Source organism: Bradyrhizobium sp. HKCCYLS20291, assembly GCF_051167715.1.
Taxonomy (GTDB): Bacteria; Pseudomonadota; Alphaproteobacteria; order Rhizobiales; family Xanthobacteraceae; genus Bradyrhizobium.
Genome location: NZ_JBNPTO010000002.1, coordinates 269543 through 292858, shown reverse-complemented (window position 1 = coordinate 292858; position 23316 = coordinate 269543). Strand labels below are relative to the sequence as shown.

At 66.0% G+C, this 23316-nt stretch carries 15 protein-coding genes; 5 read left to right on the top strand and 10 right to left on the bottom strand.

Annotated features, from left to right (window positions below; translation table 11 throughout):
* Nucleotides 1-75: 75 nt before the first annotated feature.
* Nucleotides 76-1089 (bottom strand): UDP-glucose 4-epimerase GalE, encoded by a 1014-nt coding sequence (galE, locus tag ACQR07_RS05310; RefSeq protein WP_434901293.1) that lies wholly within the window; start codon nucleotides 1087-1089, stop codon nucleotides 76-78.
* A gap of 128 nt (nucleotides 1090-1217) precedes the next feature.
* On the opposite strand from galE, the gene ACQR07_RS05305 reads away from it, so the two are divergent.
* Nucleotides 1218-2267, top strand: a complete 1050-nt coding sequence (locus ACQR07_RS05305) for a glycosyltransferase family 4 protein (RefSeq protein ID WP_434901292.1) — start codon at nucleotides 1218-1220, stop codon at nucleotides 2265-2267.
* On the opposite strand, the gene ACQR07_RS05300 is transcribed toward ACQR07_RS05305, so the two are convergent.
* The 3 genes from ACQR07_RS05300 to waaF are packed head-to-tail and all read right to left on the bottom strand — an operon-like array spanning nucleotide 2249 to nucleotide 4495.
* A complete protein-coding gene (locus ACQR07_RS05300) occupies nucleotides 2249-2776 on the bottom strand; it encodes a D-glycero-alpha-D-manno-heptose-1,7-bisphosphate 7-phosphatase (RefSeq protein ID WP_434901291.1) in 528 nt (175 codons plus the stop codon). The genes ACQR07_RS05305 and ACQR07_RS05300 overlap by 19 nt on opposite strands.
* Nucleotides 2777-3373: a D-sedoheptulose 7-phosphate isomerase gene (locus ACQR07_RS05295; protein WP_434901290.1), complete on the bottom strand. Its 597-nt coding sequence runs from the start codon at nucleotides 3371-3373 to the stop codon at nucleotides 2777-2779.
* A gap of 57 nt (nucleotides 3374-3430) precedes the next feature.
* A complete protein-coding gene (gene waaF / locus ACQR07_RS05290; protein ID WP_434901289.1) occupies nucleotides 3431-4495 on the bottom strand; it encodes a lipopolysaccharide heptosyltransferase II in 1065 nt (354 codons plus the stop codon).
* 150 nt (nucleotides 4496-4645) lie between these two features.
* Between waaF and rfaD the strand changes: the two genes are divergently transcribed.
* The 4 genes from rfaD to ACQR07_RS05270 are packed head-to-tail and all read left to right on the top strand — an operon-like array spanning nucleotide 4646 to nucleotide 10324.
* Nucleotides 4646-5626 carry an ADP-glyceromanno-heptose 6-epimerase gene (gene rfaD, locus ACQR07_RS05285; protein ID WP_434901288.1) on the top strand — a complete coding sequence of 327 codons (981 nt, stop codon included), beginning with the start codon at nucleotides 4646-4648 and terminating at the stop codon, nucleotides 5624-5626.
* Between the two features lie 38 nt (nucleotides 5627-5664).
* Complete coding sequence (gene rfaE1, locus ACQR07_RS05280; RefSeq protein ID WP_434901287.1) at nucleotides 5665-7137, top strand: D-glycero-beta-D-manno-heptose-7-phosphate kinase; 1473 nt, start codon at nucleotides 5665-5667, stop codon at nucleotides 7135-7137.
* Complete coding sequence (locus ACQR07_RS05275; protein WP_434901286.1) at nucleotides 7134-8414, top strand: O-antigen ligase family protein; 1281 nt, start codon at nucleotides 7134-7136, stop codon at nucleotides 8412-8414. The genes rfaE1 and ACQR07_RS05275 overlap by 4 nt, the downstream gene beginning before the upstream one ends.
* A complete protein-coding gene (locus ACQR07_RS05270) occupies nucleotides 8411-10324 on the top strand; it encodes a polysaccharide biosynthesis protein (protein WP_434901285.1) in 1914 nt (637 codons plus the stop codon). Before ACQR07_RS05275 ends, ACQR07_RS05270 begins: the two co-directional genes overlap by 4 nt.
* Here ACQR07_RS05270 and ACQR07_RS05265 read toward each other — a convergent pair.
* From ACQR07_RS05265 to ACQR07_RS05240, 6 genes are all read right to left on the bottom strand, one after another.
* Nucleotides 10310-11320 carry an MraY family glycosyltransferase gene (locus ACQR07_RS05265; protein WP_434901284.1) on the bottom strand — a complete coding sequence of 337 codons (1011 nt, stop codon included), beginning with the start codon at nucleotides 11318-11320 and terminating at the stop codon, nucleotides 10310-10312. The two genes, ACQR07_RS05270 and ACQR07_RS05265, sit on opposite strands and share 15 nt — an antisense overlap.
* Entirely contained in the window at nucleotides 11317-12474 is a 1158-nt protein-coding gene (locus tag ACQR07_RS05260; RefSeq protein WP_434901283.1) for a glycosyltransferase family 4 protein, read from the bottom strand. The genes ACQR07_RS05265 and ACQR07_RS05260 overlap by 4 nt, the downstream gene beginning before the upstream one ends.
* A gap of 158 nt (nucleotides 12475-12632) precedes the next feature.
* Nucleotides 12633-19100, bottom strand: a complete 6468-nt coding sequence (locus ACQR07_RS05255) for an NF038122 family metalloprotease (RefSeq protein WP_434901282.1) — start codon at nucleotides 19098-19100, stop codon at nucleotides 12633-12635.
* 219 nt (nucleotides 19101-19319) lie between these two features.
* Entirely contained in the window at nucleotides 19320-21428 is a 2109-nt protein-coding gene (locus tag ACQR07_RS05250; RefSeq protein WP_434901281.1) for a TIGR04372 family glycosyltransferase, read from the bottom strand.
* The gene (locus tag ACQR07_RS05245; RefSeq protein WP_434901280.1) at nucleotides 21425-22492 is read right to left on the bottom strand and encodes a glycosyltransferase family 2 protein; all 1068 of its coding nucleotides are present in this window, start codon (nucleotides 22490-22492) and stop codon (nucleotides 21425-21427) included. The genes ACQR07_RS05250 and ACQR07_RS05245 overlap by 4 nt, the downstream gene beginning before the upstream one ends.
* A 40-nt stretch (nucleotides 22493-22532) precedes the next feature.
* A complete protein-coding gene (locus tag ACQR07_RS05240) occupies nucleotides 22533-23282 on the bottom strand; it encodes an ABC transporter ATP-binding protein (protein ID WP_434901279.1) in 750 nt (249 codons plus the stop codon).
* Nucleotides 23283-23316 lie beyond the last annotated feature (34 nt).

Sequence of the window (23316 nt, the reverse complement as noted above, 5' to 3'; positions counted from 1 at the left end):
GCCGGGCGGACAAGAAGGCTTGCCCGCTCGGGGCGGCTTTTTCAAGCCCCCCGGTCTCCGGCTAAGTGCTTGATTCTATGCCGAGGCCCGCTGCTCCTCGTCGCTGTGGCGTTCCAGGAACAGTTTCTGCTCCCAGGCCAGCGCGTGGGCGGCGATGGTTTCCAGATTGTCGTAGGCCGGGGTCCAGTCCAGGAGCGACCGGAGACGGCTGGTATCGGCGACCATGCTCATGATGTCGCCGGGGCGGCGCGGGGCGGTTTGCATCGGAATGGCGCGGCCGGAGACGCGGCGGACGGCCTCGATGGTCTCGAGCACGGAATAGCCGCGGCCATAGCCGCAGTTCAGCGTGGTCGAGGCGCCGCCGGCGCACAGGTAGGCCAGCGCGGCGCGATGCGCCTGGGCGAGGTCGCAGACGTGGATGAAATCGCGGATCGCGGTGCCGTCCGGGGTTGGATAGTCGGTGCCGTAGATGTCGATCTTGGCGCGCTGGCCGGTGGCGACCTCCATCGCGATCTTCATCAGGTGCGTCGCGCCGACGGTGGCGAGCCCGATGCGGCCGTGCGGATCGGCGCCGGCGACGTTGAAGTAGCGCAGCGCGACGTAGTTGAGATCGTGGGCCGCGGCGGTGTCGTGCAGCATGATCTCGGCCATCAGCTTCGAGGTGCCGTAGGGCGAGGTCGGCCGCGTCGGCGCGGTCTCGGGCACCGGAACCTGGTCCGGATTGCCGTAGACGGCGGCGGTGGAGGAGAAGATGAAGCGGCTGACGCCGCGCTTGACCGCCGCGTTCAGCAGGTTGCGCGTCGTCATCGTGTTGTTGCGGTAGTACAGCAGGGGATCACGCACCGATTCCGGCACCACGACCGAGCCGGCGAAGTGGATGATGCTGTCGACGCCATGCTGGCTGATGACGCCGTCGACGAGGTTCTCGTCGCCGGCATCGCCGATGAACAGCGGCACCTCGCTGGGCACGAAGCCGGAGAAGCCGGTCGAAAGATTGTCGATCACCACGACGCTTTCGCCGGCTTCCGCCAGCGCCAGCACCATGTGGCTGCCAATATAGCCGGCGCCGCCGGTCACAAGTACGGTCATTGTTCGACGCGATCCCTGCTTGTTTTGCAGGACGCTAACGTCCGCGAAATGAAGGACCTGTTGCGGCGGATCGCGAACTGGCGGCGGTGCTGAATGTTGCGTATAGGGGATCGTTAAAATTGGAGTCGATGGTGCAAGCCGAGCCGTTTTCCGCTGGAGATCTCGACGTTATCGTGCCGAACCTGCACCGGCGCTACTCGGGTGTGACGGCGACCAACCGCATGGTGGCGCCGAAGCTTGCGAAGCTGGTGCGAGCGGCGTGGCTCGGCAGCTACGCGCCGGAGGGGATCGCGCGGATGGCCGCGCGTGATTTGCTCAAGGTCTGGGGCCGGCGGAGGCCGCTGATCTGGCACGCGCGCCGCAACGACGAGATGATCGTCGGCGTGCTGCTCCGAGCGCTGGGCTGGCCGTTCAAGCTGGTGTTCACCTCGGCGGCGCAGCGCCATCACAGCTGGATCACACGCTGGCTGATCCGCCGCATGGACGCGATCATCGCGACCAGCGACATCTCGGCGTCCTATCTCAAGCGCGAAGCGACGGTCATCACGCACGGCGTCGACACCGAAATCTACAAGCCGCCAGCCGATCGCGCCTCAGCCTTCGCCGAGAGCGGACTGCCAGGCAAATACGCCATCGGCTGCTTCGGCCGCGTCCGCGCGCAGAAGGGCAGCGACGTGTTCGTCGCCGCGATGTGCCGGCTGCTGCCGCGCTATCCGGACTTCTCGGCGGTGCTGGTCGGCGCCGTCACGCCGGAGCAGATGCCGTTCGCGAGCGAGCTGAAGAAGCAGATCGCGGCGGCGGGACTCGAGCAGCGCATCGTGATCACCGGTGAGCTCGACATTGCCGACGTCCAGCGTTGGTACCAGCGGCTTACGGTCTACGCCTTCACCTCGCGCAACGAAGGCTTTGGCCTGACCTTGATCGAGGCCATGGCTGCCGGCGCCGCGCTGGTCGCCGCCCGTGCAGGCGCCGCCGAGATCGTGGTCGAGGAGGGCGTCACCGGGAAGCTGGTGCCGCCGGGCGATGTCGATGCGCTGGTGGCCGCATTGGAGCCGCTGCTGCAGGATCCGGAGGCGGCGCGCGTGATGGGCGAGCAGGCGCGGACGCGGGTGGTGGAGAAATTCAGCCTCGAGGCCGAGGCCGAGAAGATCGCCGCGGTCTACCGCCGGCTGGTCTGAGCGATGACATCGGCGACGAACACATCGAGGTCGCCGCCTGAAAACAGGAAGCCGGGCAGGCCGGCGGCTTCGGCGGCTGCGATGTCCGACGAGCGGTCGCCGATCACGAAGCTGCCCTCGCGCCTGATCGGCCAGTGCTGCATCAGGTCGAGGATCATCCCCGGCGCTGGCTTGCGCCAGGGATGCTCGCGCAGATATCGCTCGACGGAGCCTTCGGTATGGTACGGGCAGTAGCGGATGTCGTCGATGACAGCGCCCTGCGCGGCAAGCTCCGCCCGCATCCAGTCGTGCAGGCCGAGCACGTCGTCCTCGCTGAACAGCCCGCGCGCGACGCCGGACTGGTTGGTGAACAGGAAGACGTGATAGCCGGCCTCGTTCAGCCGCCGGATCGCCTTCGCCACGTTCGGCATCCAGCGGATGCGCTCGGGCGAGCCGATGTAGTTGTCGTCATGATTGATGACGCCGTCGCGATCGAGAAACGCCGCCGGCTTGAGTTGAGCCGTCGTCATCTAGCTCTGATCCCGCATCAGCGCCGCCTCGATCGCCTCGCAGATGCCATGCGCAGTTGCGAGGTGGATCTGCTGGATCAGCGGCGTGTCGTCGCTCGGCGCGACCAGCAACTCGTCGCAGAGCTCGCCCATCGCGACGCCCTTGGCGCCGGTGAAGCCGACCGTGACCAGCCCGCGCTCGCGGCCCTTGCGGAGCGCATTGAGGATGCTCGGTGACCGCCCGGAGGTCGAGATCGCCAGCAGCACGTCGCCGGCGATGCCGAGCCCTTCGACCTGGCGGGCGAAGATGTGGTCGAAGCCGTAGTCGTTGCCGATCGCGGTCAGGGCCGACGTATCGGTGGTCAGCGCGATCGCCGCATAGGCCGGCCGCTCCTGCTTGTAGCGGCCGACGATCTCGGCGGCGATATGCTGCGCATCCGCCGCGCTGCCGCCATTGCCGACGATCAGCAGCTTGCGGCCGTCGCGCAGCGCCGCGATGATCATCGCCGCGATCCGGCCGGCGCTGGCGAGCAGCGCGTCATCACCGGCGGCGCGCTCCATCGCTGCGCGGGAGCGGGCGAGATGGCTGGCGATCAGGTCGTCCGGTGCTTGGGTCACGATGACGGCTCGGGGTGCGATGAGGGCGGTGTAGGGGGCGCGATGCCCCAGTGCAAGCTAGGGCGCGACCGGGATCGCCGCGTCGGCCAGGACCTGCTGGGCGATGGCGGCCACATCCGTCGCCGGAATGTCGCGCATGCAGCGGTGGTCGTTCATGCGGCAGACTGGCCGATGGCAGGGCTGGCAGGGCACCTGTGTCTTGGTCTGCACGGTCGCGGCGAGGCCGTTCAGCGGCGCCCAATGGTAGGGGCTGGTGGGACCAAAAATGCCCATCGTCGGCGTGCCCAGCGCTGCCGCGATGTGCATCAGCCCCGAATCGTTGGAAATGGCTACGCCAGCGGCGGCCATGGCCAGGATGCCGTTGCGCAGGTCCGCACCCGTGAGGTCGCGGACACCGGGCCCCCCGGTGGCGACGATTTCGGCCGCCAGCGCTTTCTCGCCGGGGCCGCCGACCACCCAGACATCGAGGCCGGCGGCGAGCAGCAGCCGGGCTGCCTCGCCGTAGAACGGCCAGCGCTTCGCGGCACCGACCGACCCCGGTGCGAGCGCCACCGCGGGGCGGCCGCCGAGGCCGTTGGCCTCGCGCCAGCGCGCGACGTCCTCCGCCGGCACCCGCAACTGCGGGACTGGCCATTCCGGCGGCAGCGGCGCGCCGTCCGGCAGGGCCAGCGCGGCGTTCTTGTCGATGAAGCGGGGCAGCGCCTTCTCGCCCCAGCGCCAGCGGTTGAGCAGGCCAAACCTGATCTCGCCGACGAAGCCCACCCGCTCGGGGATGGCGGCAAGGGCCGGCGCCAGGGCCGATTTCCAGGTTCGAGGCATCACCAGGGCGGTGCGATAGTGGCGCTCGCGCAACATGCTGGCGAGATGCCACTGCTTGGCGAGCGCCAGCCGGCTGCGCGGCAGATCCCAGACGATGCCGGAGCGGACGCCCGGCATGTAATCGACCAGCGGTGCGCACAGCGAGGTCACCAAGAGATCGACGGGCCGATTCGGCCAGCGCTCCTTCAGCACCCGCACCACGGTGTGGCCGCGGACAAAATCGCCGATCCACATATAGGGGATGATCAGGATCGGGCTGGTGTCGTCAATATCCACCTCGATCTTGGCCGAATTTGCATTCATTCTTTGTCTGCCTGGCTGCGGGCCGCTGGTACCCTCTCGGCTGCCGCAGGTAAAGTGGCGGCGCCGGCCGTCACCAAAGCGCTTACACTTTGCCGCCGCATGCGCTACGCGAAGGCCAGATTGTTCGGGGATCAGGGACGGGCTAACGGAATGTTGCTGGTGACCGGCGGCGCCGGGTTTATCGGATCGAATCTGGTCGCGGCGCTCAACGATGCCGGCCGAACCGACGTCGTCGTCTGCGACACGCTCGGCAGCGAGGGCAAGTGGCGCAACCTCGCCAAGCGGCAATTGGCCGACATGGTGCCACCCTCCGATCTGGACGTCTGGCTGAAGGGCCGAAGGCTCGACGCCGTCCTGCACATGGGCGCGATCTCCGCGACCACCGTGGTCGACGGCGACCTCGTGATGGAGCGCAACTTCCGCAGCTCCTTGCGGCTGCTCGACTGGTGCACGGCGAACACCACGCCGTTCATCTACGCCTCCTCGGCCGCGACCTATGGCGACGGCGCGCAGGGCTTCGTCGATGATCCTTCGCTTGCCGCGCTCAAGACGCTCAGGCCGATGAACCTTTACGGCTGGAGCAAGCATCTGTTCGACTCGGCGATCGCGGCGCGCGCAGAGCGCGGCGAGCGGCTGCCGCCGCAATATGTGGGCTTGAAGTTCTTCAACGTGTTCGGTCCCAACGAGTACCACAAGGGATCGATGATGAGCGTCCTGACCCGCCGTTTCGACGACATCAAGGCCGGGCACACGCTGCAACTGTTCAAGTCGCACCGCGAAGGGATTGCGGACGGCGATCAGCGCCGCGATTTCATCTATGTCGACGACGTCGTGCGCGTGATGCTGTGGTTGCTGGCGACGCCGTCAGTCTCCGGGCTTTTCAACGTCGGCACGGGCCAGGCGCGCAGCTTCAAGGACATGATGCTCGCGGTCTATGCCACGCTCGGCGCAACGCCCCGGATCGAGTACGTCGACATGCCCGAGGCGATTCGCGGCAGCTACCAGTACTTCACCCAGAGCAAGGTCGACCGGCTTGTGGCTGCCGGCTACAACGGCGGCTTCACGCCGCTCGAGGATGCCGTGGCCGGCTATGTCCGAGACTATCTCGATTCCGCCGACCGCTTCCGCTAGACGAATTGGTTCTGACCACTGCACCGAGACTGCCGCTGATGTTCGACTTTGACGATCTCTCGCAAGCGATCGCCCGCCAGACGGTGCTGTGCGTCGGCGACCTCATGCTGGACGAGTTCGTCTATGGCGAGGTGTCGCGGATTTCGCCCGAGGCGCCGGCCCCCGTCATCGCCGTTCAGCGCAGCGAGACCAATATCGGGGGCGCCGGCAATGTCGCGCGCAACATCGCCGCGCTGGGCGCGCGCTGCATCTTCGTCGGCCTGGTGGGGCAGGATGCGGCTGGCGATCAGCTTCAGGCCGAGCTCGCCAAGGTCGCGGGCATCGAGAGCTTGCTGGTGCGCGATCCTACGCGGCCGACGACGCGCAAGGTCCGCTTCGTCTCGGAGCATTTCTCCACCCACATGCTGCGCGCCGACTGGGAGCGTGCCGCGCCGGCGGCCGGCGACATCGAGCAGAAGCTGATCGATGCGATCCTGCCGTTGCTGGCGCGCGCCGACATCGTGCTGCTGTCGGACTACGCCAAGGGCGTGCTGACCGCGCGTGTCCTGCGCAACGTGATCGACGCCGCGCGCAAGGCGGGCAAGCGCGTGATCGTCGATCCCAAGAGCTCGAACCTCGCGATCTATCGCGGCGCCAGCGTGCTGACGCCGAACCGCAAGGAGTTTTCGGAGGCGACCCGCAGCCGCGCCGAGACGGAGCAGGAGATCGCCGCGGCTGCGCAGGATGCGATCTATCTCGCCGATTGCGAGGCGATCCTGGTGACGCAGAGCGAGCGCGGCATGACCCTGGTGCCGCGCCAGGGTGATCCGGTTCACGTGCCGGCCTATCCGGTCAAGGTGCGCGACGTCTCCGGCGCCGGCGATACGGTGGTCGCCGTTCTCGCCGCGACGCTCGCGGCGGGCGCCGCATGGGAAGACGCCTTGCGGATGGCGAGTGCCGCCGCTGCCGTGGCCGTCAGCAAGCAGGGGACGGCCAGCGTGACCTCGGCGGAGCTGCGCAGCAAGATCCTGCCGCATGCGTATCGGGCGGCCGAGGAGAAGATCATCGACAACGACGGCGAGCTCGCAACTCGTGTCGCCGCGTGGCGCGGCGAGGGACTGCGCGTCGGCTTCACCAATGGCTGCTTCGACATTCTGCACCCGGGTCATGTGAAGGTGCTGACGGCGGCGCGGGCTGCCTGCGACCGCCTGGTGGTCGGACTGAACAGCGATGCATCGGTCAAGCGGCTGAAGGGAGAGAGCCGTCCGGTGCAGGACGAGCGCGCCCGTGCGGAAGTCCTGGCCGCGCTAGAGGCGGTGGACATTGTCGCCATCTTTGCGGAGGACACGCCGCTGCGCCTGATCGAGCTGGTCCGGCCGAGCGTGCTGGTCAAGGGCGGCGACTACACGCGCGAGCAGGTCGTCGGACACGAGGTCGTCGAGGCCGGCGGCGGCCAGGTGATCCTGATCGACATTCTCAGGGGACACAGCACGACGGCGCTGGTCGACCGCGCCCGGAGCGAGCTGCGATGAGCGCGCTGGCAGGGCATCCGGGGCCGGCGCTGCTGGCGCGCCGTTGGCGCGACCCGGCCGCGTGGCGAACCACGGGTGACGTCGTCGCGATCCTGCTCGCCGCCGCGCTGCCCTGGTCGACGTCGCTGGTCTCGATTCTCGGCGTCGTCATGCTGATCACGATGGTGCCGTTCCTCGACCTGGATCGGTTGCTGCAGATCCTGAGGCGGCCGATCTCGTGGGCGCCGATCGCGATGTTCGTGCTGGCATTGGTCGGAACGCTGTGGTCTGACGCGGCGTGGGGCGCACGGCTCTATGCGATCGGGCCGGCGGCCAAGCTGCTGGTGCTGCCGGCGCTGTTCTATCACTTCCAGCGCTCCGAGCGCGGGCTGTGGGTCTTCACCGCGTTTCTCGTCTCCTGCGTGCTGATGGTCGTCATGTCCACGGCGGTCGCGTTCAATCCGTCGCTGGCTCTCAAGGCCAATGCCGATCACGGCATCTTCGTGAAGAACTACATCGACCAGGGCCAGGAATTCTCGCTTTGCGCCGTGGCGCTCGCCTATCCGATCGCCCAGCTCGTGCGCGCTCGCCGGTTCGGTGCGGCCGTTCTCCTCACCGCCGTCATGTTCGCATTTCTCGCCAACATGGTTTTCGTCGTCGTCTCGCGCACCGCGCTGGTGACGATCCCGATCCTGCTCGGCGTGTTCGGCCTGATCCACCTGAAATGGCGGGCCAACCTGCTGATCGCGGTCGGCGCGATCCTGGTCGGTCTGGCGGCATGGTCGGTCTCGCCGCAATTGCAGAGCAAGGTGGCGACGTTCACGACGCAGTATGAGGGCTACAGGAACGACCAAGGCATCACGTCGATCGGCGAGCGGCTGGAGTTCTGGCGCAAATCGCTGCGCTTCTTCGCCGATGCTCCGCTGATCGGACATGGCTCGGGTTCGACGCGCCATCTGTTCGAATTAGCCGCTAGCGGTTCCAACGTCTCCTCGAGTCAGGTCGTCGGCAATCCGCACAATCAGACGCTCAACGTCGCCGTGCAGTGGGGAACGGTAGGGATCATCATTCTCTACGTCATGTGGGCGGTCCACCTGCTGCTGTTCCGCGGTGACGGTTTCGTACCCTGGATCGGACTGCTCGTCGTCGTGCAGAATATTTTCACGTCGCTGTTCAACTCCCACATTTTCGATTTTCACGAGGGGTGGATGTATGTGATCGGCGTGGGCGTCGCCGGCGGCATGTTGATGCGCGCAAATTCAAAGGTTGAGGACGTGCAGGGGCAAGCCGTGGCATGACGCGTTTGTCTCAACTGACCTCGCGGAACCTGCTGATCGCCGTGCATGACCTCCTGGTCAGCACAGTCGCGCTGTTCGCCGCGTTCTACATCCGCTTCGAAGGCGCCAGCTCGTTCTGGGAGCGGGTGCCGCTGCTGCTGCAGATCCTGCCTTACTTCATCGCCTTCAGCTTCGTCGTCTTCTATTTTTCTGATCTCCTGACCACGAAGTGGCGGTTCATTTCGTTGCCGGATGCGCTCAACATCGTGCGCGTCGCGACCGTGCTGACGCTCGCCTTTCTGGTGCTCGACTACATCATCGTCGCGCCCAACGTCCGCGGCACCTTCTTCTTTGGCAAGCTCACCATCATCCTGTTCTGGTTCCTGGAGATCTTCGCGCTCAGCACGCTGCGGTTTGCCTACCGCTATTTCCGCTACACGCGGGTGCGTCGTCATGCGAGGTCGGAGGACGCGGCGCCGGCGCTGCTGATCGGTCGTGCGGCCGATGCCGAGGTCGTGCTGCGGGGCATCGAAAGCGGCGCGGTCAAGCGCATCTGGCCGATCGGCATTCTGTCACCGTCCACCGCCGATCGCGGCCAACTGATCCGCGGCGTTCCGGTGCTGGGCGGCATCGACGACATCGAGGACGTCGCTGCCGACTTTGCCCGCCGTGATCGCCCGATCGCGCGGGCCTTGATGATGCCGTCGGCGTTCGAGCCCGACTGCCATCCGGAGACCTTCCTGATGCGCACCCGCCGGCTGCGCCTGATCGTCAGCCGGTTGCCGTCGCTGGAGAGCGGCGATGCCCCCCGGCTGGCGCCAGTCGCCGTCGAGGATCTCCTGCTGCGTCCGAGCGAGAAGATCGATTATGGCCGGCTGGAAGCGCTGGTGCGCGGCAAGGCGGTCGTCGTCACCGGCGGTGGCGGTTCGATCGGGGCCGAGATCTGCCAGCGTGTCGTCGCGTTCGGCGCAGCGCGGTTGCTCATTCTCGAAAACTCCGAGCCGGCGCTCTATGCGATCACCGAGGTGCTCGCGGCCGGTCCCGAGGTGAACGTCGCCGTCGAGGGCCGCATTGCCGATATCCGCGATCGCGACAGGGTGTTCGCACTGATCGGCGAATTCAAGCCCGATCTCGTGTTCCACGCCGCCGCCCTGAAACACGTGCCGATCCTCGAGCGCGATTGGAGCGAGGGCGTCAAGACCAACATCTTCGGCTCGATCAACGTGGCCGATGCCGCAGTGGCCTCGGGCGCCGAGGCGATGGTGATGATCTCGACCGACAAGGCGATCGAGCCGGTCTCGATGCTCGGCCTCACCAAGCGTTTCGCCGAGATGTACTGCCAGGCGCTCGACCGCCAGCTCGCCGAGCGGCCGGTGGGCCGGCCGCCGATGCGGTTGATCTCGGTGCGGTTCGGCAACGTGCTGGCATCGAACGGCTCGGTGGTGCCGAAGTTCAAGGCGCAGATCGACGCTGGCGGCCCGGTGACCGTGACGCATCCAGACATGGTGCGTTACTTCATGACCATCCGCGAAGCCTGCGATCTCGTGATCACTGCGGCCTCGCATGCCCTGGCGCCGCAACGGCCGGACGTCTCGGTTTACGTGCTCAACATGGGCCAGCCGGTCCGCATCGTGGAGCTGGCCGAGCGCATGATCCGGCTCTCGGGCTTGCAGCCGGGCTACGACATCGAGATCAAGTTCACCGGCATCCGTCCGGGCGAGCGGCTCAATGAGATCCTGTTCGCGAGCGAGGAGCCGCCGGTCGAGATCGGTGTGGCCGGCATCATGGCGGCCACGCCGAACGAGCCTCCGATGCAGACGCTGAAGGCGTGGATTGCGGCGCTCGACCAGGCCATCGCGCGCAATGATCCGGTCACGATCAAGTCGGTGCTGAAGGATGCCGTGCCCGAGTTCGGCTCAAGCGCCGCGTGAGCGCGGTCGCGAGAAGCGCCGCAGCAGGTAAGCCACTGCGCCAAGACCGATCACGAGCAGAATGCCGTCGGCGGCCGTCGAGCGCAGCACGATCGAGACGCTGGCGAGCACGGCGAGAGCAATATTGAGAGCGAACACCTCGCCGACGACACGCGTGACGGCAAAGCCGTTGTCGGTGGCGCGCTGATAGAAATGCGTGCGATGCGCCGCCCAGAACGGCTCGCGCCGGGCCATCCGCCGCAGCAGCGTGAAGGTGGCATCGAAGAGATAGTACAGCGGCAGCAGCAGCGCCGCAGCGATGTATCCCTGCCACGCCAGGACGAGCAGGCCCCAGCCCATCAGCAGTCCGATCGGCAGGCTGCCGACATCGCCGAGAAAGACTTTTGCGACAGGACGGTTGAAGGGCGCAAAGCCGAGCATCGCGCCGCAGAGCGCTGCGGCGATGGCGGTCGCCGGCCATGGCAGCTCACCGGAGAGGCCGAACATGACCAGGGTTGCCGTGATCGGCACCGTCTCGGCCACGGTCATCAGGTCGAGCCCGTCCATGAAGTTGACGAGGTTGACGAACCAGAGGCCGGCGATCAGCAGCAAGGTGCGCTCGAGCAGCAGCGGGATTGGAAACAGCCGAAGGTCATCCGGAGCGGCGAAGACGACCAGGCCGACCGCGAGCCCCTGCAGGACGAAGCGCGGCAGCACCGGGATCGGCCTGATGTCGTCGACCAGGCCGACCAGCCCCAGCATCGGTACGGCAATGAACAGCATCAGGATCGGCGCAAAGCCCATGACGGACGCGAACGCACCACCGACCACGAGCGTCGCGCCGACCACCGCGATCCCCGCGCCCTGCGGGGTCGGGATCTTGTGCGACGAACGGGCGTTCGGCCGTGCCAGCGCATAGCGTTGCAGCAGCGGACGCAGCAGCACGATCAGGACAGCGCACATCGCGGCCGCGAGAACGGCGATGGCAACGGCAATGGCGGCTGGATCGGCGATCATCCGCGCGCACCCGCAGCCGTAGTGAGGCGGTCATAGAGCGCGACGACCGAGCGGCCGATGATCCGCGCGGACAGCTTGTCCTCGACCAGTTGACGAGCGGACGCGCCATAACGGGCGCGCAGCCCGGGCGAGGTCGCCAATTGCGCCATGGCCTGCGCCAGCGCGGCTGCATCCTCGATGGGGACCGACAGCCCGGTCTGGCCATGGATCGCGATCTCACGGCAGCCGGGCGCGTCGGTGGAGATCAGTGGCCGGCCGCAGGCTGCGGCTTCGAGCAGGCTCACCGGAAGTCCTTCGCGATGTGACGGCAGCACGGCGATGTGGCAGCGCCGCCAGAGTTCGGTGATGTCCTTGATCTGGCCGAGCAGGGTCATGCCGGCTTCGCGGCGCCAGGCTTCGACCTCCTCGGCCGACACCGAGGCCGGATTGGCGGGATCGGGAGAGCCGGCTATCAGGAGCTGATAGTCGTTGCCTTGCTGGCGCAACATGCGGTGAGCTGCGACCAGCGCCCGGACACCCTTGTCGGTCAGCAGCCGGCCGGCAAAACCGAAGGTGATCGATCCGTCCGGCTCGGGCAGGGGCTGGAAGCGCTCGGTATCGACACCCGAGCCTGGGATCAGCGTGATCTTGTCGCCTCTGACACCCATGGCCTGCAGCGCGTCGCGATCGTCCGGATTCTGCACCAGCACGCAACTCGATGCCCGGTTCATGAGCCGCGGCAGCAGCCTCAGCAGGCCCTGCTTGAGCAGGCGCGAGCGCCAGCTCGACGACGTGAAGACATAGCCGAGGCCGGTCATGGCGTTGACGACGGGCGTGGCCCGTCCGAGCGCGGCCAGCGAGCCAAGCACGCTCGATTGCAGCCCGGAATGGTGCACGACGTCCGGCTTGATCGCAGCCTCCACGGCGCGGATGGCGCGGATCGTCGGCAGGGCCGTCGACGGCGACAGGCCGCCGCGCCGGAACGGGATCGGGTGCAGGATGAAGCGCTCGGCTTCGATCGCGGCCGCGCCGGCGTTGACGTTGGTCGCCACATGCACCTCGTAGCCGGCCTCGCGCGCTGCACGGGCCATCGGCAGGCGATGCATCAGAAAGGCGAAATCCTCGTTGGCCACGTAGAGCAGGCGGCGCGGCACGGGGGAGCGGGGCGGGGACATCCAAACTCACGGTCTCAGGCAGGCGGGCTCAGTCGGTCTTGGCGCCGTATAGGCCAAGAGCCGCTCTCGCGCGAGCCGTTATGCGCCGCAAGCAAGGCGGAAAACCGATGGGGGCCGTCCGAACGGACAGGCGCCGGTGAAATCCCAGATCCCGCCGGTCAGACCAGATGGAAGCTCGACAGGTGGGACAACAGCTCCGCCGCCGACACGTGCTCGATCGTGATGGTGTCCTGTGCCGCGTCGGTGATCACGGCGTTGCCCGCGGCATCCTGGTGGATGGCCGCCTGCACGGCGGACTGGTCGGCGAAGACGTTCTGGCTGAATACGATCCTGTCGGCTCCAACCGTGAAATCGGCGATGCTCACCTGTCCGAAATGCTGGGCGAAGACAAAGGTGTCATGACCCTGCAGCGACACGGAGGCGCTTGCCTGGCCCTGGATGGCTGCGCTGCCGGAGATCAGCGTCCCGCCCTGGCCGTCCGAGGCGAAGTGGAAGCCGTCCTGCGACAGCGAGCCGGTAAAGTGAAACGACGCGTTGTTGGTCCCGTCGCTCATCGACAGCTGGCCGCTCGCAGCGTCGAAATGCGTCTGCAGCGATGCGAATGCCATGTTCGTGACGTCAATCGGGTCGGCCGTGCTGCCGAAGCCGATGAGTTCACCGCCGAAGCCGGCTGATATCGTCACGACGGTATTGGCGCTGCCGGAGGTCGGCGCGGATTGCGTGCTCGCCGTGAGCGATCCGACGTGCGAGAGAAGACCGGTCGTGCCGTCGCCATTCAGGTCCTGGTTGAAACTGCTCTCCAGGGCTTCGAGCGAGGCGGAGCTGCCCGCAACGGCGCCGATCGCGTTCCCGACATAGTTGCCGCCGGTGTCGGTGTTCCAGACCGTGTAGATGTCCTGGCCGGCCATTTTCCAGGCGATCTGGTAGCCGCCGGCCGTGGCCTCCGCGCCGATCGGAGTCCATCCACCGAACTGACCGGCGGTCACCACGCTGCCGTCGAACGAGACCTTCGGACCGGTGCCGCCGCCGACTGCATCGAGGGAGTAGGTCGAGCTCGACTGCACGAGGCTGGTGGATCCCAAGGATTCGATCACCGTTGCGACAGCTGCGACGGTGCCGAAGAACCCGTTGCCATTGAGATCCTGGTGGAAGCTGGCTTCGAGGCTGGTCAGCGCGCTGCTGGCGCCGTTCACGGCGCCGATGGCATTGGTCGTGTAGTTGCCGCTGCTATCGGTATTCCAAACCGTATAGAGGTCCTGGCCGGCCATTTTCCAGGCCACCAGATAGCCGCCGCCGACGGCTTCCGCGCCGATCGGATTCATGCCGCCGAACTGGCCGACGGTGACGACCGAGCCGCCAAACTTGATCTGAGGTCCCGTGCCGCCGCCGACCGGGTTCATGAAATAGTTCGAGCCGGACTGCACCAGACTGGTGGAGCCGAAGGATTCGATCACCGTCGAAACAACGCCGACGGCGCCGATGATTCCGTCGCCATTAAGATCCTGGTGAAAATCGGTCTCGAGGTTGATCAGCGCGCTGCTGGCGCCGTTCACGGCGCCGATCGCGTTGGTCGTGTAGTTGCCGCTGCTGTCGGTGTTCCAGGCCGTATAGAGGTCCTGACCGGCCATTTTCCAGGCCACCTGATAGCCGCCGCCGACGGCTTCCGCGCCGATCGGATTCATGCCGCCGAACTGGCCGACGGTGACGACCGAGCCGCCAAACTTGATCTGAGGTCCCGTGCCGCCGCCGACCGGGTTCATGAAATAGTTCGAGCCGGACTGCACCAGACTGGTGGAGCCGAAGGATTCGATCACCGTCGAAACAACGCCGACGGCGCCGATGATTCCGTCGCCATTAAGATCCTGGTGAAAATCGGTCTCGAGGTTGATCAGCGCGCTGCTGGCGCCGTTCACGGCGCCGATCGCGTTGGTCGTGTAGTTGCCGCTGCTGTCGGTGTTCCAGGCCGTATAGAGGTCCTGACCGGCCATTTTCCAGGCCACCTGATAGCCGCCGCCGACGGCTTCCGCGCCGATCGGATTCATGCCGCCGAACTGGCCGACGGTGACGACCGAGCCGCCAAACTTGATCTGAGGTCCCGTGCCGCCGCCGACCGGGTTCATGAAATAGTTCGAGCCGGACTGCACCAGACTGGTGGAGCCGAAGGATTCGATCACCGTCGAAACAACGCCGACGGCGCCGATGATTCCGTCGCCATTAAGATCCTGGTGAAAATCGGTCTCGAGGTTGATCAGCGCGCTGCTGGCGCCGTTCACGGCGCCGATCGCGTTGGTCGTGTAGTTGCCGCTGCTGTCGGTGTTCCAGGCCGTATAGAGGTCCTGACCGGCCATTTTCCAGGCCACCTGATAGCCGCCGCCGACGGCTTCCGCGCCGATCGGATTCATGCCGCCGAACTGGCCGACGGTGACGACCGAGCCGCCAAACTTGATCTGAGGTCCCGTGCCGCCGCCGACCGGGTTCATGAAATAGTTCGAGCCGGACTGCACCAGACTGGTGGAGCCGAAGGATTCGATCACCGTCGAAACAACGCCGACGGCGCCGATGATTCCGTCGCCATTAAGATCCTGGTGAAAATCGGTCTCGAGGTTGATCAGCGCGCTGCTGGCGCCGTTCACGGCGCCGATCGCGTTGGTCGTGTAGTTGCCGCTGCTGTCGGTGTTCCAGGCCGTATAGAGGTCCTGACCGGCCATTTTCCAGGCCACCTGATAGCCGCCGCCGACGGCTTCCGCGCCGATCGGATTCATGCCGCCGAACTGGCCGACGGTGACGACCGAGCCGCCAAACTTGATCTGAGGTCCCGTGCCGCCGCCGACCGGGTTCATGAAATAGTTCGAGCCGGACTGCACCAGACTGGTGGAGCCGAAGGATTCGATCACCGTCGAAACAACGCCGACGGCGCCGATGATTCCGTCGCCATTAAGATCCTGGTGAAAATCGGTCTCGAGGTTGATCAGCGCGCTGCTGGCGCCGTTCACGGCGCCGATCGCGTTGGTCGTGTAGTTGCCGCTGCTGTCGGTGTTCCAGGCCGTATAGAGGTCCTGACCGGCCATTTTCCAGGCCACCTGATAGCCGCCGCCGACGGCTTCCGCGCCGATCGGATTCATGCCGCCGAACTGGCCGACGGTGACGACCGAGCCGCCAAACTTGATCTGAGGTCCCGTGCCGCCGCCGACCGGGTTCATGAAATAGTTCGAGCCGGACTGCACCAGACTGGTGGAGCCGAAGGATTCGATCACCGTCGAAACAACGCCGACGGCGCCGATGATTCCGTCGCCATTAAGATCCTGGTGAAAATCGGTCTCGAGGTTGATCAGCGCGCTGCTGGCGCCGTTCACGGCGCCGATCGCGTTGGTCGTGTAGTTGCCGCTGCTGTCGGTGTTCCAGGCCGTATAGAGGTCCTGACCGGCCATTTTCCAGGCCACCTGATAGCCGCCGCCGACGGCTTCCGCGCCGATCGGATTCATGCCGCCGAACTGGCCGACGGTGACGACCGAGCCGCCAAACTTGATCTGAGGTCCCGTGCCGCCGCCGACCGGGTTCATGAAATAGTTCGAGCCGGACTGCACCAGACTGGTGGAGCCGAAGGATTCGATCACCGTCGAAACAACGCCGACGGCGCCGATGATTCCGTCGCCATTAAGATCCTGGTGAAAATCGGTCTCGAGGTTGATCAGCGCGCTGCTGGCGCCGTTCACGGCGCCGATCGCGTTGGTCGTGTAGTTGCCGCTGCTGTCGGTGTTCCAGGCCGTATAGAGGTCCTGACCGGCCATTTTCCAGGCCACCTGATAGCCGCCGCCGACGGCTTCCGCGCCGATCGGATTCATGCCGCCGAACTGGCCGACGGTGACGACCGAGCCGCCAAACTTGATCTGAGGTCCCGTGCCGCCGCCGACCGGGTTCATGAAATAGTTCGAGCCGGACTGCACCAGACTGGTGGAGCCGAAGGATTCGATCACCGTCGAAACAACGCCGACGGCGCCGATGATTCCGTCGCCATTAAGATCCTGGTGAAAATCGGTCTCGAGGTTGATCAGCGCGCTGCTGGCGCCGTTCACGGCGCCGATCGCGTTGGTCGTGTAGTTGCCGCTGCTGTCGGTGTTCCAGGCCGTATAGAGGTCCTGACCGGCCATTTTCCAGGCCACCTGATAGCCGCCGCCGACGGCTTCCGCGCCGATCGGATTCATGCCGCCGAACTGGCCGACGGTGACGACCGAGCCGCCAAACTTGATCTGAGGTCCCGTGCCGCCGCCGACCGGGTTCATGAAATAGTTCGAGCCGGACTGCACCAGACTGGTGGAGCCGAAGGATTCGATCACCGTCGAAACAACGCCGACGGCGCCGATGATTCCGTCGCCATTAAGATCCTGGTGAAAATCGGTCTCGAGGTTGATCAGCGCGCTGCTGGCGCCGTTCACGGCGCCGATCGCGTTGGTCGTGTAGTTGCCGCTGCTGTCGGTGTTCCAGGCCGTATAGAGGTCCTGACCGGCCATTTTCCAGGCCACCTGATAGCCGCCGCCGACGGCTTCCGCGCCGATCGGATTCATGCCGCCGAACTGGCCGACGGTGACGACCGAGCCGCCAAACTTGATCTGAGGTCCCGTGCCGCCGCCGACCGGGTTCATGAAATAGTTCGAGCCGGACTGCACCAGACTGGTGGAGCCGAAGGATTCGATCACCGTCGAAACAACGCCGACGGCGCCGATGATTCCGTCGCCATTAAGATCCTGGTGAAAATCGGTCTCGAGGTTGATCAGCGCGCTGCTGGCGCCGTTCACGGCGCCGATCGCGTTGGTCGTGTAGTTGCCGCTGCTGTCGGTGTTCCAGGCCGTATAGAGGTCCTGACCGGCCATTTTCCAGGCCACCTGATAGCCGCCGCCGACGGCTTCCGCGCCGATCGGATTCATGCCGCCGAACTGGCCGACGGTGACGACCGAGCCGCCAAACTTGATCTGAGGTCCCGTGCCGCCGCCGACCGGGTTCATGAAGTAGTTCGCGCTGGACTGGACCAGGCTGGTCGATCCGAGCGCCTCAATGACCGTCGCCGGTACGCCGATCGAGCCGTCGCCATTGAGGTCCTGTTGGAAGTTCGTCTCGAGCGCGGCCAGGGCGCTGCTGGCGTGATCCACGGCGCCGATCGCGTTGGCCGTGTAGTTGCCGCTGCTGTCGGTGTTCCAGACCGTATAGAGGTCCTGGCCGGCCATTTTCCAGGCCACCTGATAGCCGCCGCCGACGGCTTCCGCGGCGATCGGATTCATGCCGCCGAACTGGCCGACGGTGATGACCGAGCCGCCAAACTTGATCTGAGGTCCCGTGCCGCCGCCGACCGGGTTCATGAAGTAGTTCGAGCCGGACTGCACCAGGCTGGTCGATCCGAGCGCCTCAATGACCGTCGTCGCTGCGCCGATCGAGCCGTCGCCATTGAGGTCTTGGTGAAAGCTGGTCTCGAACGCCTCGAATGCGGCTGAGCCTCCCGAGACGGCACCAATGGCGTTGGCCGTGTAGTTGCCGCTGCTATCGGTGTTCCAGACGGTATAGAAGTCGGAGCCGGTCACCTTCCAGGCAATCTGATAGCCGCCTCCGTTGATCTCGGCCCCGATCGGCGTCCATCCGCCGAACTGGCCCGGTTGAACGGTGCTGCCGCCGAACTTGATCTGCGGTCCGGTGCCGCCGCCGACCGGATTGAGAAAGTAGCTCAAGCCCAGCTGGACCAGGCTGGTCGAGCCGAGCGCCTCGATCGTCACGGGTGCCGCGGAGACGAGATGAAAGCCGAGCGCGTCCATCTGCTTGAGGTCGACGGTGGTCAACGTCTGCAGGGTGCTGCCGGTGTAGAACTCGTTGAACGGGTCGTTGGCCCCCTGGACGCCGCTGTTCAGGAAGTCGCTCGGATCGGAAGATTGGCCGTAGTCTCCGAGCTTGGTGATTCCGCCGTCGATCGAGAAGTAGGCGGTCCCGGCCGTTGCGCCGCCGGTCATCAGCCTGACACCGGGGCTCGAGAACCGGAACAGATCGAAGACGTCGGGTTGCGGCCCGTAGGGGACGCGGCCGAACGCGTGGGTCAGCTCGTGGAGCGCGACGCCGACCAGAAGGCTGGGATTGATGTCGGTGGCAAACGTCGCGCTTCCATCATCTGTGGTTGTGTCGTTGGCGGCGAGTCCGCCCCATAGCTTCAGCTGCGAATTCCACACCGCGACGTAGGACTGGCCCTGAATGCTGGATGTCGCCGGCAATGCATTAAAGGTCGTGTCGCCCGGACTGGCATTGTTGATAAGGTTGGACCTGACGCTCGAATACGTCATCCATTGACCGGCATCAGGGCCGGCGGCTGCGCCGCCGCCAGTGCCGCTGTAGTCGATCTTCATGTTGACCGTGATGTGGTCGGAGATCATCGAGGTGAGGATCGCGGCCGCCTGCTGAATGCCGGCCCGGAAGCTTGCGGGCGCGGCCATCGCCGCAGCATCGAACAGCAGATTGATGGTCAGGCCGCCGGCGCTGACCGCCGTGACGGAGCCGATGCCGCCGAAATCGCCCTGCGCGAGCTGAGCCTCGACCGCCTCATCGGGAGGCTCGACCGGATCCGAAGGGGGCGGACCAACGTCCTCATCGAACATGCCGGCGCTCGTTGAATCCCTTAAAAACCCAGCCATTGCTTCGGTCCCAGCCAGTCGCGTGAGCAGCACTGAAACGACGATTCCTGCTCGCGCGTGAGCCGATTCGCGACCGTGCCAATGCTATCTATCAGGCTGATGATCTCGCCCGTTGGTTAATGAGGTCTTCGAGGCAAAAAACTTTGGGCGGGGCGGAGATCGAACGCGCGCTCGACGGTGGCGTCAGTCCAGCAGTTCCGGCAAGCGATCGAGCAGCGCCGGCACCGGTAACGCGGCACCGAAATTGTAGGGGTTGTCGGCTAGAGTGCTGCGATAGTGCTCGAGCAGGGGCCCGCCCGCGCGCAGCGGCCGGCCGATTCCATCCAGGCAATCGAGCTTGTAGCGGACGGCCTCGCTGATATCAGCAGCCGTGTTGGGATGGATCTCGAGCCCATGACGCGCCAGCACGGCGGTATCGATCAGCAGCGCCTGCAACGGCTGGTTGTAGGTCTCCTTCAGCGAAAGATAGCGACGGTTCCGTCGATCGTAGACCGGGCGAACGGTGAAATCGGTGCGCTCGTGCCAGAACTGACAATCGTTGGAGATGCAGTTGACCAGCAGCATCGGCGTTCCGAGCGCCTGGACCGCCGTCGTCAGTCCCGACGTCGTTCCGACGAAGAGGCGTGCGGCAGCGCAGAGATACAGGTCCATCTCTGCCGATTTGAGCTCGCTGTGCGCGTAGTCGAACACGCCGGGCACGTCGCGCAGTGGTGTCATGCTGGGGTCGCCGAGACGGATGACGGCGCCGCCACGCGCGGTCACCGCTGCGATCGCGTCCATGTAGTCACCGACGTCAGCTGAACGATGCTGGCGCGTGGTGCCCGGCCCGTCGCCGTGATAGCCGCCCTCGCGGATATGCATCGCGACGAACCAGTCCGCCGTAACGCCGGCCACGCGCAGCCTGGCGGCGCCCGCATCGATCAGCTCCGGAGCAACCTTCACGATCGGTCCGCGCTGCTGCTCGGCCCACGCCACTTGCGCCCGGGACGCCGCATGCGCCCATGGCTCGGCGAGCCCATCCTTGCCTCGGATCGCGATGAACTGATCTCCGACCAGCCGCTGATAGGGCAGCAGTTCGTCGACCAAAGCGGGATCTTCGATGATCGTGACATGCGGGGCAAACAGTCTGAGGAAAGGCTGGTTCACGACCTTGTTCGGCGGAGCGAGCAGGACGTAGTTGGCGCGCGGCAGCATTCCCATCGCCACCATGCGTAGATGACAATCGATGAAGCCGATATGGCCGATCAGCGTCACCCATTCATAGCCGAGCAGCCGCACCGGAAGCGCGGGATCGAAGATTTTGCTCGAAGCAGCGATCCGCGCGATCAGCGCCTCGGGGATGGACCATTTGCGCGCCAACGCGTCCTGATGGTCGAGCGCCGCCTGGTAGCTGCGAAAAGTGTCGGCGTAGCGGCCCTGATGATAGAAGTTTTCGCCGAGCTGAATCAGATTGTCGTAGATCAGGAGCTCGCCGGCATTGTCCAGCTCCCACCGGCTCGGCGTGTAGGTCGATGGGTCGTAACCGCCGGCGTAGTTCTGGTGCGCCATCACCGAGCGTGGATCTTGCGCGACGGATGCCGCGAGGCACTCGGCCGCCCGGGCGTGGTTGCCGGCCAAGGCGTAGACCGCGCCGAGCTTGCGCAGCGCATTGCCGTCACCCGATGCCGCGGCCGCCTCGAGGAAATGCGCCGCCAGAGCGGGATTGCCGCGATACATGTGGGCGACGCCAACGGCAAAGTTGATCGCGAAGCTGTCGATCGTCTCGGGCCGCGGCACCTCGCGCACGATCCGGCCGTAGGCGCTGCAGAGCGCGAGCGTGGCGAAATAAGCCTGAGCGCCGACCCCGCTGCGCGACCGCACGCTGCTGCGGAAGATCAGATTCAGCATCCGCACCGCGCGCAATGCGCTCGGCTTTCGGCTGGCTGCGAGATGCACCTGCGCGGCGGCCGCGAGCGTTGTCGAGGTCAGCCGCGCCAGCAGCTTGCCGACGGGCGATCCCGATGCGAGCTGCCGCTGCATCAGCCGGAGCAGGGAGGCGCCCGCAGGGGCCATGATCAGCTTGCGGTCAACCAGATCGGCGGCGCGGGTGGTCAGCGGCAGCAACTGACGGCGCCGCGCGCTCAGAAACGCATAGAGCCGGAACGCGGTTGCCGTCAGCCAGGCCTTCGGCCGTGAGACCGACTGCTGTTTCGCCTGCGACGGTCCCCTCGCTGCAGGCGCCGGCGCGCCTTTGCCCGGCCCGTGTTGGCTCAGCAGATGCCGGAGGGCGCCGATCGGTGCGCGCGTTGTCATGGGGCGCGATAGCCAGGCGTGGCGGCAATGATCGCGCGCCGCGCCTTGCTCTGGGTGAGCAGGCGCGTGAGCGACATCGGGCGCGTCCGCAAGGTGGCCCAGACCAGCGCGGCGACACGGCCGACCGCCCCGCAATTCAGCAGCAACTGCAGCAGGCTTCGGTCGACAGCCGTGCCGCCGAGCAGTGCCGTGGCGCGCGCGGCCGTGGCCGCAGGTGCTGTCGCGTCGCCCAGCACCGTCCTGACGGCACCGAAGCGGTTGCGCCTCGCGAACAGGTCCTCGTAGCCTGCGGGGAATAGCTCGCTTTCCGCGATCAGGCGGCCGATGTCGGCCAGCTTGGCGTTGAGCATGGCCGGATTGGTCGCCGTCGCCGTCGAGTAGTTCTGGCCATGGATGCGCCAATAGCCCAGCGCCTCTGCGATGAAGTAGCAGCCATGGGTCAGCGCGAGCCGCCGGGCCAGGAAGGCGTCCGAGAACGAGCCCAGCTCGGCGTCGAAGCCGCCGAGCGCCTGGAGTGCGGCGCGCCGATAGAGCGACGTTGTACCGGAAAAGTAGTTGTCACCGAAGCCGAGGATCCGTCGCACATCCTGCGGTGCCAGCATCATCGAGGACGAGGCAGGCAGCATGATCGGCCGCAGCTTGCGCGCTCCGGAATGACCGTCAGGTCCGATGATCTCGCAGCAGGCGAAGATCAGGCCGGCATCCGAATGGCGTGCCGCCTGCGCCATCGCCTTTTCGAGATAGGTCGGATGCAGGGCGTCGTCGGCCCCGAGAAAGCCGATCCAGTCGGTTTCGGCGGCGGCGAGCGCTTCGTTCTGGCCGCGGACGACGCCCTGGTTGACGTCATGCCGCAACAGCTGCCAATGCGGCCGCTCCGCCAGGAAACGTGAGATCACCGCGACGCTGTCATCGGTCGAACAGTCGTCGATGATGATCACGCGGTCCGGCGCGCGGGTCTGGCTGGCGATGCTGCCGAGCGACTCCGGCAGGTAATGGGCGTGGTTGAAGTTGGGGACGACCAGGGTCACGGTCGGGGCGGCAGCAGGGCTGGTCGTGGTGATCATGGTTCAACGAACATTTGCCGCATGGTGTCGGATCGGCGACTCAGGCCGGAGGCAGCTCTTTCAGCACGTCTTCCAGGGCGCCGAAGGCGCGCACGCGTCCGCCGTCGAGATAGAGGCCGAGATTGCAGGTCTCGCGCAGCAGGCCGTGGTCGTGCGACGCCAGCACGACGATGCCGGACCGTCCGGTGATTTCCTGCAGCCGGTCGTGGGTCTTCTTGCGGAAATGCGCATCGCCGACCGCGATCCATTCGTCCATCAGGACGATGTCGCCGTAGATCGAGGCCGCGATCGAGAAGACCAGCCGCAGCAGCATGCCTGACGAGTAGGTCCGGATCGGCAGCTCGAGATAGTCGCCGAGCTCGGCGAACTCGACGATCTCCGGGATCCGCTGATCGATCTCCTCCGGACTGAGTCCCAGGATGAGTCCGCGGGTCCGGATGTTCTCGTAGCCGGAGGCCTCTTCATCCATGCCGAGTCCGATGTCGAACATCGGGACATTTCGGCCGACGACGCGCAGCGAGCCCCGGGTCGGCTCATAGATCCCGGCGAGCACGCGAATCAGCGTGGTCTTGCCGGCCCCGTTGTGGCCGACCAGCGCGAGCCGATCGCCCTGCTTGAGCGTGAAGCTGACATCGTCGAGCGCCTGCACGAACTGGAACGCGCCTTCGTTGCGCGAGACCTTGCCGCCGACGCGCGACGCTGCGGCGATTGCCAAATGCCGGAACGAGCGTGCGTTCGGCGGCGCCACCGGAAATTCGATGCCGATGTTCTTGGCTTCAATGAGAGGCATGAGACGCGAATCCAGCGGCATTTCGGGGACGGGA